Annotated in this window: 14 protein-coding genes; 6 read left to right on the top strand and 8 right to left on the bottom strand. The window is 32.9% G+C overall.

The window, feature by feature from the left end; translation table 11 throughout:
• Nucleotides 1-7 precede the first annotated feature (7 nt).
• The 3 genes from EIG86_RS05005 to EIG86_RS04995 form a co-directional block, all read right to left on the bottom strand.
• Nucleotides 8-796 carry a TrmH family RNA methyltransferase gene (locus EIG86_RS05005; RefSeq protein ID WP_127845064.1) on the bottom strand — a complete coding sequence of 263 codons (789 nt, stop codon included), beginning with the start codon at nt 794-796 and terminating at the stop codon, nt 8-10.
• 74 nt (nt 797-870) lie between these two features.
• A complete protein-coding gene (gene lpdA, locus EIG86_RS05000; protein ID WP_127845063.1) occupies nt 871-2262 on the bottom strand; it encodes a dihydrolipoyl dehydrogenase in 1392 nt (463 codons plus the stop codon).
• A 145-nt stretch (nt 2263-2407) separates the two neighbouring features.
• A complete protein-coding gene (locus EIG86_RS04995; RefSeq protein ID WP_127845062.1) occupies nt 2408-3073 on the bottom strand; it encodes a ZIP family metal transporter in 666 nt (221 codons plus the stop codon).
• 111 nt (nt 3074-3184) lie between these two features.
• On the opposite strand from EIG86_RS04995, the gene EIG86_RS04990 reads away from it, so the two are divergent.
• The gene (locus EIG86_RS04990) at nt 3185-4348 is read left to right on the top strand and encodes a THUMP domain-containing class I SAM-dependent RNA methyltransferase (RefSeq protein ID WP_127845061.1); all 1164 of its coding nucleotides are present in this window, start codon (nt 3185-3187) and stop codon (nt 4346-4348) included.
• 38 nt (nt 4349-4386) lie between these two features.
• Here the strand turns inward: EIG86_RS04990 and EIG86_RS04985 are convergent, their stop codons facing one another.
• Nucleotides 4387-4911, bottom strand: coding sequence for a hypothetical protein (locus EIG86_RS04985; RefSeq protein WP_127845060.1), 525 nt, complete (start codon nt 4909-4911; stop codon nt 4387-4389).
• Between the two features lie 19 nt (nt 4912-4930).
• Complete coding sequence (locus tag EIG86_RS04980; RefSeq protein WP_127845059.1) at nt 4931-5827, bottom strand: tryptophan 2,3-dioxygenase family protein; 897 nt, start codon at nt 5825-5827, stop codon at nt 4931-4933.
• Between the two features lie 132 nt (nt 5828-5959).
• On the opposite strand from EIG86_RS04980, the gene EIG86_RS04975 reads away from it, so the two are divergent.
• The 3 genes from EIG86_RS04975 to EIG86_RS04965 are packed head-to-tail and all read left to right on the top strand — an operon-like array spanning nt 5960 to nt 8869.
• The gene (locus EIG86_RS04975) at nt 5960-6769 is read left to right on the top strand and encodes a Cof-type HAD-IIB family hydrolase (protein WP_127845058.1); all 810 of its coding nucleotides are present in this window, start codon (nt 5960-5962) and stop codon (nt 6767-6769) included.
• A gap of 57 nt (nt 6770-6826) precedes the next feature.
• A complete protein-coding gene (locus tag EIG86_RS04970) occupies nt 6827-8089 on the top strand; it encodes a DUF819 family protein (protein ID WP_127845057.1) in 1263 nt (420 codons plus the stop codon).
• A 12-nt stretch (nt 8090-8101) separates the two neighbouring features.
• The gene (locus tag EIG86_RS04965) at nt 8102-8869 is read left to right on the top strand and encodes a DUF4369 domain-containing protein (RefSeq protein ID WP_127845056.1); all 768 of its coding nucleotides are present in this window, start codon (nt 8102-8104) and stop codon (nt 8867-8869) included.
• A gap of 46 nt (nt 8870-8915) precedes the next feature.
• Here the strand turns inward: EIG86_RS04965 and EIG86_RS04960 are convergent, their stop codons facing one another.
• Nucleotides 8916-9182, bottom strand: coding sequence for a hypothetical protein (locus EIG86_RS04960; protein WP_127845055.1), 267 nt, complete (start codon nt 9180-9182; stop codon nt 8916-8918).
• Nucleotides 9183-9331: 149 nt separating this feature from the next.
• Between EIG86_RS04960 and EIG86_RS04955 the strand changes: the two genes are divergently transcribed.
• On the top strand, nt 9332-10102 hold the full coding sequence (locus EIG86_RS04955; RefSeq protein ID WP_127845054.1) for a S1/P1 nuclease: 771 nt from the start codon (nt 9332-9334) through the stop codon (nt 10100-10102).
• Here EIG86_RS04955 and EIG86_RS04950 read toward each other — a convergent pair whose 3' ends face one another.
• Nucleotides 10103-10381, bottom strand: coding sequence for a TIGR03643 family protein (locus EIG86_RS04950; RefSeq protein ID WP_127845053.1), 279 nt, complete (start codon nt 10379-10381; stop codon nt 10103-10105). It abuts the gene before it with no gap.
• Between the two features lie 4 nt (nt 10382-10385).
• Nucleotides 10386-10733, bottom strand: a complete 348-nt coding sequence (locus tag EIG86_RS04945; RefSeq protein ID WP_127845052.1) for a DoxX family protein — start codon at nt 10731-10733, stop codon at nt 10386-10388.
• Nucleotides 10734-10929: 196 nt separating this feature from the next.
• Between EIG86_RS04945 and EIG86_RS04940 the strand changes: the two genes are divergently transcribed.
• Nucleotides 10930-11565, top strand: a complete 636-nt coding sequence (locus EIG86_RS04940; protein WP_127845051.1) for a sulfotransferase family protein — start codon at nt 10930-10932, stop codon at nt 11563-11565.
• Nucleotides 11566-11635 lie beyond the last annotated feature (70 nt).

The raw sequence follows: 11635 nt of genomic DNA, 5'->3' as shown, positions 1-11635 counted from the left end.
TATGAAATTAAAGTGTTTTGCGTTGACGTTTGGCTTCAAAAATCAAAATACCTGCAGAAACTGAGACATTCATAGAGTCTATTTTTCCTTCCATAGGTATGATGATATTTTGCTTCGCTGCTTTTCGCCAAGCTTCTGAAAGCCCGACAGCTTCGGTTCCGACTACAATGGCAGAAGAATTTGTGAAATCAGCTTCTAAATACGACACGGATTCTTGTAAAATTGCAGCGTAAATATCGATATTTTTATTTTTTAAAAATTCAATGATTTCCTCAGTTTTACCAGAAGCGATTTCATTTGTAAATACTGTACCTAAACTTGACCGAATTATGTTTGGGTTGTATAAATCGGTTTTAGGATTGGCAATAATTACTGCATCGATTTTTGCTGCATCGCAAGTTCTAAGAAAAGCACCGATATTGCCAGGTTTTTCAGGAGCTTCGGCAACCAAAATCAAAGGTTTTTTAGTTTTTAAATTTAAATTTTGTAAGCTGAAATTTTTGGTTTCTCCAATTGCTAAAACTCCGCCTGTTGAATTGCGGTAAGCAATTTTTTCAAAAACCTGATTGGAAACATAAATGATTTCAGTTTGAAGATTTTCAATATTTATTTCATTATTAAAGATATCCGGACAAACTAAAATTGTTTTAATTTTCAAGTTTCCAGAAATTGCCATTTCAATTTCTTTGACTCCTTCTATGATGCACAAATTTTCTTCAGTTCGTCGTTTTGACTTTTTCTGAAGTTGAATAATTTGTTTGACCAATGGATTATTTACACTTGAAATTTCTTTCATATATTTTAACTAAAAAGGAAAGCTTCTGATTTTATCAGAAGCTTTCAAATATAAAGAATTTATATTTTCAAAAACTACAAGTGAATCACTTCGTCGTAAGCTGCTGCAGTAGCTTCCATCACCGCTTCACTCATAGTTGGATGCGGATGAACTGCTTTCAGCACTTCGTGGCCTGTGGTTTCTAGTTTTCGACCTAAAACTGCTTCTGCAATCATGTCTGTAACGCCAGCACCAATCATATGGCAACCTAACCATTCGCCGTATTTAGCATCGAAAATAACTTTCACAAAACCGTCTTTAGCACCAGAAGCACTAGCTTTTCCAGAAGCAGAAAATGGGAATTTTCCAATTTTAAGATCATATCCAGCTTCTTTGGCTTGCTTTTCAGTCATACCAACACTTGCAATCTCAGGACTTGAATACGTACATCCAGGAATGTTACCATAATCCAAAGCTTCTACTTTGTGACCAGCAATTTTCTCTACACACAGAATTCCTTCAGCAGAAGCAACGTGAGCAAGAGCTGGACCATGAGTTACATCACCAATTGCGTAGTATCCAGGAACGTTGGTTTGGTAGAAATCGTTGACTGTAATTTTATCCTTTTCTGTTTTGATACCAACATCTTCCAAGCCGATGTTTTCGATGTGAGTTTTAATACCAACTGCAGACAATACAATATCTGCTTCTAAGGTTTCTTCACCTTTTTTGGTTTTCACTTTAGCTTTCACTTTTTTGCCAGAAGTATCTACGCTTTCTACCGAAGAATTGGTCATTACTTTGATGCCTTTCTTCTTATAGATTTTTTCAAATTGCTTTGAAACTTCTTCATCTTCTAATGGAACTATATTTGGTAAAAATTCTACCAAAGTCACTTTTGTTCCCATATCATTATAAAAGCTGGCAAATTCAGAACCAATAGCTCCAGATCCTACAACGATCATAGATTCTGGTTGTTTTTCTAAAGTCATTGCTTTTCTATAACCAATCACTTTTTTACCATCTTGTGGCAAGCTAGGAAGTTCTCTGGAGTGAGCTCCTGTTGCTACAATGATATGATCTGCTTCGTATTCAGTGGTTTTATCTTTATCGTCTTTTACTGAAACTTTTTTTCCTTTTTTTAGTGTTCCATGACCCATAATGACGTCAATCTTATTCTTTTTCATCAAGAACTGAACACCTTTGCTCATGCCTTCAGCAATATTTCTACTGCGCTTGACAACTTTTGTAAAATCTTTATCAGGATTCTCTACACTTAGACCGTAATCTTCAGCATGATTTAAATATTGAAAAACTTGTGCGCTTTTTAGTAAAGCCTTTGTTGGAATACAACCCCAGTTGAGACAAACACCGCCTAAACTTTCTTTTTCAATTACGGCTGTTTTAAAGCCAAGCTGCGAAGCTCTTATGGCAGCGACATAACCACCTGGACCACTTCCTAAAACAATAATATCGTATTTACTCATAACATTTGATTTGCTAAGATTTTTAAAAACGCTAAATTAATAATAATAGGTAAATTTGAAAGAGTAATTATTGAATAAAGCAGTTTTAATTTGACTTTTAGGCTTTTGTTAAGCTATTTGACGAGTACATTTCGTGAATCTATTTTCAAATCACTAAAGCTAGGGCAATTCCAATCAAAATAATTCCAAATTTATAAATGTTGAATTTGTGATCTCTAGAAGATTCAAATAGAATTGTGGTTGAAACATGAAGGAAAATTCCGATAACGATGGCATCTAGATAAATTGATAATCCACTCAATAAATCAGTTTCAGTTTGGACAAAACTTCCCAAAGGCGTCATAATTGCGAACAATACCAAGAACACCAAAACCTTGAAATTAGACATACTTGTATTGAACAGAAATGAAGCAATGATAATGGCTATTGGTACTTTGTGTATGATTACAGCGTAAAGCAAATGGTCGTTATGATGAATTGGCATACCTTCCAAAAACGCATGAATACTTAAACTAATAAACAGAATCCAAGGGAAAGTTTGCTTTTCTTTAGAAATATGAAGATGACCGTGTTCTGCACCACCAGACAAATATTCTAAAATAATTTGCAAAAGAATTCCTGCCAGAATAAAAATACCGATCTGTGGCGTTTCACTTTTGTACACGCTTGGTAAAAATTCTAAAACCGTGACAGAAAGTAAAAAAGCACCGCTAAAGGCCAGTATTAAGTTGATTGTTAATGATTTTTGATAAATGAAATAGGCAATACCAAAACCGATAAAAACTGCTATAATTGGTAAAATGAGACTCATTTATATTGACTTAAATAAAACTTGAAAACGTATTCGAAGTTCAGTTGGTAATGTTTGAATGAAATCAAGCCACAAAATTAATGTATTTTTGCACTTCAAAATGATTTCTTCATGGAAAATAATTATACTATGATTGCTAAATCTCTATACGGATTTGAGCAAGAGTTAGCTAAAGAATTGAGACATCTTGGTGCAATGGATGTAAAACCAGGAGTAAGGCATGTCTCATTCGTAGGAGATAAAGGTTTTATGTATAAGGCAAATTTAAGTTTGCGGACAGCAATTAGCATTCTGAAACCAATTTTCGACTTCAAAATTTTTAACGAAGAAGATTTCTATAAAGCGATTTATAATTATCCATGGGAAAATTTAATTGACAAAAACGGAACTTTTGCTGTAGAATCTACGGTGAATTCAGAAATTTTCACTCATTCACGTTATGTGGTTTTTAGAGCAAAAGATGCGATTGTAGACCGTTTTCGTGATAAGTTTGAAACCAGACCAAATATCGATACAGATAATCCAGATTGTGTTGTCAATGTGCATATTGACAGAAGCGATTGTGCGATCGCTTTGAATAGTTCAGGTGAACCACTTTTTAAACGAGGCTATAAATCTGCGACCAATATTGCACCTATTAATGAAGTTTTAGCCGCAGGATTACTTATGAAATCTGGTTGGGATGGACAGTGCGATTTTTTAGATCCAATGTGTGGAAGCGGAACTTTACTGATAGAAGCAGCCATGATTGCTTGCCGAATTCCAGCCAACATCAATCGTGAGAAATTCGCATTTCAGAAATGGCAAGATTTTGACGAAGATTTATTTGCTATCATTACCGAATCTGCTTTAAAAAAGGTAAGATCTTTCAATTTTACAATTAAAGGATATGACAAAGCACCTTCAGCAGTAGAAAAAGCTCAAACAAATGTCGAAAATGCTAATTTATCTGAATTTATAAAAGTAGAACGCCAAGACTTTTTTGAAAGTTTTAAAACTACAGAAAGACATTTGCATATGGTTTTCAATCCACCATATGGCGTAAGATTGGATATAGATATACCAAAGTTTTATGCTAAAATCGGGGATACTTTGAAACAAAATTATCCAGGAACTTCCGCTTGGTTCATTGTGGCAGATTTAGAAGCCATCAAACATGTCGGACTGAGACCTTCCAGAAAAATAAAATTATATAATGCAAAATTAGAGTCTAGATTTTTGCAATATGAAATTTATGAAGGTTCCAAAAAAGCCAAGAAAAATATAGATTCGTAAGTAAAAATTTGAATCTTGAAATAAGAAAAATCCTAAAATTAATAGCGGTTGACTCTGAAAAAGACTCCGTCGCCTTGACGACTTCTGAAAGGAGAACCTTGAAAAAACGGAGACATTCTTCTGTATTTATCACCTAAATCTTCATAAACTGAATTTTTTACTCGATTTAAATCAGAATAAATTGTCTGATTATTATAGTTGGGAGCCCAAGGTGAAGAATTGTTATTATTTATTTTAGGCTTGAATGCGTTGAACATTGCTGTTTGTCTTTCTATGAAAGAAAATTCTTGTTCTTGTTTTTGTTGTGCTTGAAAACTTTTGCGTTGCGCAGCTTCCACCATATTTATTTTTGGACGAACAGAAAATTTATCTTTAAAAATATCGACTTCTGGTAAGTTGAAAGTTCTACCTATAGTAGCAACACTAAACGGATCTTGAGAAAAACTCAAACTCGTCATTTCACGAATATCAAACATTTGAAATTCTTCAAATTCACTTTGTGCTTTTGCAGTAAAAGTAAAATTTAACGATAGTAATAAGAAAAATAAAATATTGTACTTCATACTTCAAATATAACAAAAACTATTCCCAATCCAGCATACTCTCATCTTTCCATAATTTTGGAAAAAAAGTGCGTTGTTGAAATTTTGGATGAAGGTATTTTTTCCACTCAGAACCGCCTGTTGCTTTTTTGTTTTCACCTTTTTTATCCAAATACTTGGTCGCCGTCCTTAAATGTACCAATGGCCATTTTACATTATATTGATGGTCAAAAGCCTGCATTTGGCGTTTCAAATTTTCACTAGGATTGTCAAATTCTTCAAAGCGTTCGTAGAGCGTTTGACCTTTATAAGCGTTTGCCAATCTAATAAAATCTGCTAAGTATTTATCTTCAAAAGCATTTAAAGTATGGGTTGTTTTACCAGTTTTTCTATCATAACCAGCGTCACGCCAATAAATATTTTGAAATAATTCTTCTGTGCTCGGGTTTTTTGGTAAATGCTTCAGACCTTCTTCATTTATCAGATTGATAAGCGGTGTGCAATAGATTTCTAAATATCTGAATTGCGCACTTTGGAAACCACTTGCAGGTGCCAATGTCATCCTGAACTCATTGTAATCTTCATAACTCATGCCGTCTTTCATCACGTCGAAAGAAGTGATTAGCATATCTGTGTAACGCACCAAACGTCTCAGTTTTTCAATAAAAATTGCTTCTTCTGCAGGTGCTTCTGTCAGTTGTTTTATTTCATGAATCATCAGTTTTAAAGTCAATTCTGTGACTTGATGATAGATAATAAAAACGCTTTCATCTTTAAAATTTGTTCTCGGTTTTTGAAGCGACAATAAACTGTCAACTTCTATGTAATCCCAGTAATTTATAGGTTTGGCGTGAAGTAAACCTTTCAGGTAAGTATCTGGGTTTTCACCCATAGACTCATATTTATCTTGAATTTTCTTCAGAAGATCGTCGTTCATTGATTCAATTTTTCACAAATTTATTAAAATTTGTTCAGCAGAGTGGATTTCATTTGAAAATAAACTTCAAATCTCATCAGACTTTTTCAAGAATAAAATCTTTACTTTGTCATTTTAAAACTCAATTTTGAAATGGAAATAAAACTGATTTGTAGCGATATTGATGGTACTTTGCTTAATGCGGAGCGAGAACTTTCAAATAAAACAATTTCTGCATTTCAAAATTTGAAGGCAAAATTACCAATTGTTTTGATTTCATCCAGAATGCCTTCAGCTATGAAACATTTGCAAGCTGAAATTGGTATTTCAGACTTGCCAATTATAGCTTACAACGGCGGACTGATTTTAGTAGATGGTGAAGAAAAACAAAGCACTTGTATTGAATTTGATTTACTTAAAGCTATTTCAAAATTGAATACAGATAATTTGCATCTCAGTTTTTATAACAAAGATGATTGGTTTGCACCGCAGATGGACACCTGGACCGAACGTGAAATTAACAATACGAAAGTGAATCCAGAAATAAAATCCAATGCTGAAGTTCTGGATTTATGGTCTGCTTCAAAAACAGGTGCTCACAAAATCATGTGTATGGGAGATGCAGATTCTGTTGAGAAAATATATAGCAAACTTCAAAATGAATTCGGCCAATTTTTGCATTTGTACCGTTCCAAACCCACTTATATTGAAATTGCACCCAAGCAAATTTCAAAATTGTCTGCAATTCAGTTTTTAGCAAAAGAAAAATACAATTTGACTCTTGATAAAATTATGGGATTTGGGGATAATTACAATGATATAGAAATGTTGAAAAGCATAGGTTTAGGACTAGCAGTAGCAAATGCTAAGCCTGAAGTCAAACAAGTTGCACACCAAACTATAGGTTATGCCAAAGAAGATGGTGTTGCAGATTTTCTAAATAGCCATTTCAATTTTAAATAAAGTATTTTAAAGCTTAAGAATTAAGTAGAATTTTTAATTTTACCCAAAATTAATTCCATGGAAGAAACACTTTTTACTAATGATGCGGTTGTTTTAGGCGTTTTGATGCTTTCAATGGCATTTATTTTTTACACATCTTCCCAAAAAACAGGGTTTTGGCAAAAATTCTATAAATTTGTCCCAGCACTCTTGATGTGTTACTTACTACCAGCTATTTTCAATTCTTTGGGTATAATAGATGACAAAAGTTCTAGTTTATACCACGTTGCGAGTCGTTATTTTTTACCAGCTTCTTTGGTTTTAATGACTTTGAGTATAGATTTGAAAGCAATTGCCAACTTAGGTTATAAGGCTTTGATTATGTTTTTTGCCGGAACCGTGGGTATTGTTATTGGCGGACCCATTGCTATTTTGCTTATTTCAGTTTTTTCTCCGGAAACCGTTGGTGGGGTAGGGCCTGATGCCGTTTGGCGTGGTTTATCTACTTTGGCAGGAAGTTGGATTGGCGGTGGCGCAAATCAAGCTGCAATGTTGGAAATTTTCAAATACAATCCTGAAAAATATGGCGGAATGGTTTTGGTAGATATCGTTATCGCCAATCTCTGGATGGCTATCATTCTACTAGGTATTGGTCGTAAAAATAAAATAGATACTTGGCTAAAGTCTGACACTTCTGCCATTGAAAGACTGAAAGAAAAAGTGTCTAATTACTCTGAAAGTGTTTCGCGCAAAGCAGATTTAAAAGATTATATGATTATGCTTGGCTTGGCATTCACAGCTGTTGGAATTTCACATTATGGTGCGGATAGTGTTTCAACATTTTTGAAAACTAATTTTGAAGTTTTTAATGATAAATCTTCCTCTTTGGCTTCATTCACTTCAGAATTTTTCTGGATGATTACTTTGGCAACCGCTTTTGGAGTTGGGTTGTCTTTCACTAAAGCCAAAACATATGAAGGTGCTGGCGCCAGTAAAATAGGCAGCGTATTTATTTATTTTTTAGTGGCAACAATTGGTATGAAAATGGATCTAACTACAGTTTTTGAAAATCCTGGCTTACTTGCTATTGGATTGGTGTGGATGACTATTCATGCTGCGCTTTTAATTATTGTTGCAAAAATAATTAAAGCGCCATATTTTTTCTTGGCTGTTGGTAGTCAGGCAAACGTTGGAGGTGCGGCATCAGCGCCAGTTGTGGCTTCAGCATTTCATCCATCTTTGACAAGTGTAGGTGTTTTGCTAGCCGTTTTTGGATATGTAGTGGGGACTTACGCTGCTTTAGGTTGCACTATTTTAATGGAAATCGCTTCAAATGTTTAATTCAATTTTAATATGAAAAATATATTCTGTTTTGTTTGTATCGCTGCACTTCTTTTTGCTTGTCAATCTGAAAAAACCAATCTGACTATCAATGGTGAAATTGAAGGCCTCAAAAAAGGAAAATTATATTTACAGAAGGTCGTAGATACTAATTTGGTTGATATTGATTCAATTGAAATTAGTGGTGAATCCAATTTTGTTTTCGAAACATATATAGAAGAACCGCAGATTTTATTTATAGAACTGGACAAAAAAGATGGTGATAATTACGAGGATATTCTAAGTTTTTTTGCTGAACCTGGTGAAATGAAACTCAAAACTTCTTTAAAACGTTTTGGAATAGATTTGGAAATTATTTCAAATTTTGAAAATCAACAAAAATACGACGAATTCAGAATAACGATTAAGCGTTTTAATAATCAACATTTAGATTTGGTAGAAGCTAATTTTGAAGCGGGTAAAAATAATAACGAAGAAAAATTGGACAGCATCAATAAAGCTTATAATAATGTTTTGAAGCGTAAATATTTGTACACTGTTAATTTTGCTATTAATAATAAGGATTTGGAAGTCGCACCTTACGTTATTCTTTCTGAAGCCTTTGATGCTAATGTGAAATATTTGGATACAGTTTACAATTCTTTGGACAGAAAAGTGAGAAAATCTCTTTACGGAGAAAAGTTAGAAGACTTGATAAAATCTAGAAAAAAGTTAGAAAACAAAGAAGAAAATACACTTGAAACAGAAACTATAGAAACAACGAAGGATTCTATAGTTTAAAATCTAAAACGGCTCAATTCTTAAGAAATTGAGCCGTTTTATTTTATTAAAGATTATTCAGTCTTTCTATGAAATCATTAGATTGTTTTTCAACCTCTATCTGAACTGATTTCAAATGTGAAGCTCTTTTTTCAACAGATTTATTATTTATTTTTTCAACCAAATCATCAAAAGAAGCGATGATGTCATCAACTAAAGCTTCAGATTTAGTTTGGTCTTCTGGAGCCATCGTTTCTTGGTGAATCATCACAGCATCTATAATTTCTCCGTAAACGTTGTTTAGGTCTTTTTTTAAGTTTTTAATACTTCCCATAATTATTTTTTGAATTTGGGCACAAAAGTAAACTAATTCTGTTTACAAAAGCTATTTTCGAAATCTACAGCTTTCAAATTTATCAATTACTTAAACTTAAAATTCAATTTTTACAAAAACCGCTTTTATATTTGAAGAAAAAAATGACTATGAATTATTGTTTACTAATTCTATACTTTTTATCAACAAGTCTTTTCGCCTCAGAAGATTGGGGGAAAAATGGACATCGAACAGTTGGTGCTGTTGCTCAGCAATACCTAAGCAAAAAAGCAAAGAGAAAAATAGATAAAATTTTGAATCATAAATCATTAGCTTTAGTTTCAACTTATGCAGACGAAATAAAAAGTGATGACAAGTATGACCAATTTAAACCTTGGCATTATGCAAATGTGCCTTTTGATAAAAAATACTCTGAAGTAGAAAAAAATTTGAATGGTGATGTTGTTCAAGGTATTCAAACTTGTATTGAAAAACTAAAATCAGAAACTACTTCCGCTGAAGATCAAGCATTTTACCTAAAAATGTTGGTTCATTTAGTTGGAGACATGCATCAACCACTTCATTTTGGATTGGAAGAAGATAGAGGTGCTAATGATTTTAAAGTCAGTTGGTTTGGAGAATCTACAAACTTACATCGCGTCTGGGATTCGCACATGATAGAAAGTTACAAAATGAGTTATTCTGAACTTTCTAAAAACTTGCCAGTACTGGGTCAAACTGAAATTAAACTCATTACAAAAGGCGATTTGCTGGATTGGGTAGCCGATAATCGAGAACTGACTAAAAAAGTTTATGATTCAGCAAGCCAAAACGATTATTTAGGTTATCGCTATATGTACGATTGGTTTGATGTTTTGAAATTGCAACTTCATAAATCAGGTATCAGATTGGCAAAAATTCTAAATGAAATCTATGGCTGATTAGCGCTTAGAAATTTTATTATGACTGATATGTTTTTGTCTAGAAGATTTAAATCTTTTGGTGTTTTCTGGCTTCAACTTTTGGTGTTTTGTAGAACGGCCTTGGACGCGTTTTCGCCACATTCTAAAGCTAGAGGCTTTCATTTCACGTTTCATAATTTTGATAACTTCTGCTTCCGTAACGCCAAATTGAAATTCAATAGCTTCAAATGGCGTGCGGTCTTCCCAAGCCATTTCAATAATCCTATCTATTTCTCTTTCTGTAAAATTTTCTTTCATAAATTTAAATATATAAATATGCCCACCAAATTAGAAAAAATTGGAGAGGAATTCTTAAAATTAAAATCCATTTAGGAAAACCTAATGAATATTTTCCACCCCTCAACATATTGAAATGAACAATTAAAAAGACAATTAACATCAAAATGATGCCAATAGAAGCGAAACTTCTAGTTTTTGGAAAAAGCAATCCTAACGCTAAAATAATTTCAAAAGCGCCTGCAACTAAGTTTAAGGTACGCCTTTTAGGTAGAAATTTAGGAATAATTTTGACGTAAGCTTTTGGTTTAATAAAATGCATAATTCCGCCAAATAGATATATGGCAGCCATAAGTATTAAATCCCACTTCATTACACTAAAGTATTGAAATATTTTCAACTGAAAGATTTAGAATAGCAGATTTAAACTAGATTTATGAATTTGTCTAAAAATTATCTCGTTAGGTACTTTTTTATAATCATTGCTAATTCTATTTCGCAAAGGTTACATCAATAATAAGTCTCTTAATTTTAAAATGAAATTTCAAAACAAATTATATTTGTAAGATATGACATCAGACACTAAAATATTTTGCATCGGGTTGAATAAAACCGGTACTTCATCTCTGCATGAAGCTTTTAAAATTCTAGGATTCAAAAGTGTTCATTTTCTTGATGATAAGGGCAATAACATTAAAGATATCATAGAAAGAAATTACCACAATAATGAACATGTTTTGAAAGGAATCTCACATTACGAAGCTTTTTCCGATTGGGATCGTGATGAAACTTCTCATAAAGTTTTCAAACTTTTTGATCAACAATATCCAAATAGTAAATTCATTTTAAACACACGAGATTTGGATTCTTGGCTTAATAGTCGTGAAAAACATGTTCGCAGGAATCAAAAGAGTTTTTCGGCAAATTTTGGAATGAAAAAATCTTGGTTAAAGATAGATCGTGAAGCTTGGTCTGTACATTTTAAAAGACATCATCAGTCAATTTACGAATATTTTGAGGGACGTGAAAGCGATATATTGGTTTTTGACGTCACTCAGGGCGATTCGTGGGATAAGCTTTGTAGCTTTTTAGATGTTGAAACACCAAAAGTTGCTTTTCCTAAAGCGAATATCAATGCAAAAGATTTAACCTTTTTTCAAAAACTTAAAAAGAAATTGATTCTGCTATTAAAAAATATGAGTTAAGTGTGCATTCATTATTTAATTTTATTGAGATCGAAGGGATATTCATTTATGGATATAGTGGAGGTTTTGG

The sequence above is a fragment of the Psychroflexus aestuariivivens genome (assembly GCF_004010055.1).
Classification (GTDB): Bacteria; Bacteroidota; Bacteroidia; order Flavobacteriales; family Flavobacteriaceae; genus Psychroflexus; species Psychroflexus aestuariivivens.
Note: the sequence above shows the minus strand (reverse complement) of the source record. Positions and strands in the feature narration are given on the sequence as shown.

Excerpts from the sequence above, each read along its gene's own strand:
- EIG86_RS04985 (WP_127845060.1), bottom strand. The coding sequence starts at position 4,911 with ATGAAGTACAATATTTTATTTTTCTTATTACTATCGTTAAATTTTACT.
- lpdA (WP_127845063.1), bottom strand. The coding sequence starts at position 2,262 with ATGAGTAAATACGATATTATTGTTTTAGGAAGTGGTCCAGGTGGTTAT.
- EIG86_RS04960 (WP_127845055.1), bottom strand. The coding sequence starts at position 9,182 with ATGGGAAGTATTAAAAACTTAAAAAAAGACCTAAACAACGTTTACGGA.
- EIG86_RS05005 (WP_127845064.1), bottom strand. The coding sequence starts at position 796 with ATGAAAGAAATTTCAAGTGTAAATAATCCATTGGTCAAACAAATTATT.
- EIG86_RS04980 (WP_127845059.1), bottom strand. The coding sequence starts at position 5,827 with ATGAACGACGATCTTCTGAAGAAAATTCAAGATAAATATGAGTCTATG.
- EIG86_RS04955 (WP_127845054.1), top strand. The coding sequence starts at position 9,332 with ATGAATTATTGTTTACTAATTCTATACTTTTTATCAACAAGTCTTTTC.
- EIG86_RS04970 (WP_127845057.1), top strand. The coding sequence starts at position 6,827 with ATGGAAGAAACACTTTTTACTAATGATGCGGTTGTTTTAGGCGTTTTG.
- EIG86_RS04995 (WP_127845062.1), bottom strand. The coding sequence starts at position 3,073 with ATGAGTCTCATTTTACCAATTATAGCAGTTTTTATCGGTTTTGGTATT.
- EIG86_RS04990 (WP_127845061.1), top strand. The coding sequence starts at position 3,185 with ATGGAAAATAATTATACTATGATTGCTAAATCTCTATACGGATTTGAG.
- EIG86_RS04975 (WP_127845058.1), top strand. The coding sequence starts at position 5,960 with ATGGAAATAAAACTGATTTGTAGCGATATTGATGGTACTTTGCTTAAT.
- EIG86_RS04945 (WP_127845052.1), bottom strand. The coding sequence starts at position 10,733 with ATGAAGTGGGATTTAATACTTATGGCTGCCATATATCTATTTGGCGGA.
- EIG86_RS04940 (WP_127845051.1), top strand. The coding sequence starts at position 10,930 with ATGACATCAGACACTAAAATATTTTGCATCGGGTTGAATAAAACCGGT.
- EIG86_RS04965 (WP_127845056.1), top strand. The coding sequence starts at position 8,102 with ATGAAAAATATATTCTGTTTTGTTTGTATCGCTGCACTTCTTTTTGCT.
- EIG86_RS04950 (WP_127845053.1), bottom strand. The coding sequence starts at position 10,381 with ATGAAAGAAAATTTTACAGAAAGAGAAATAGATAGGATTATTGAAATG.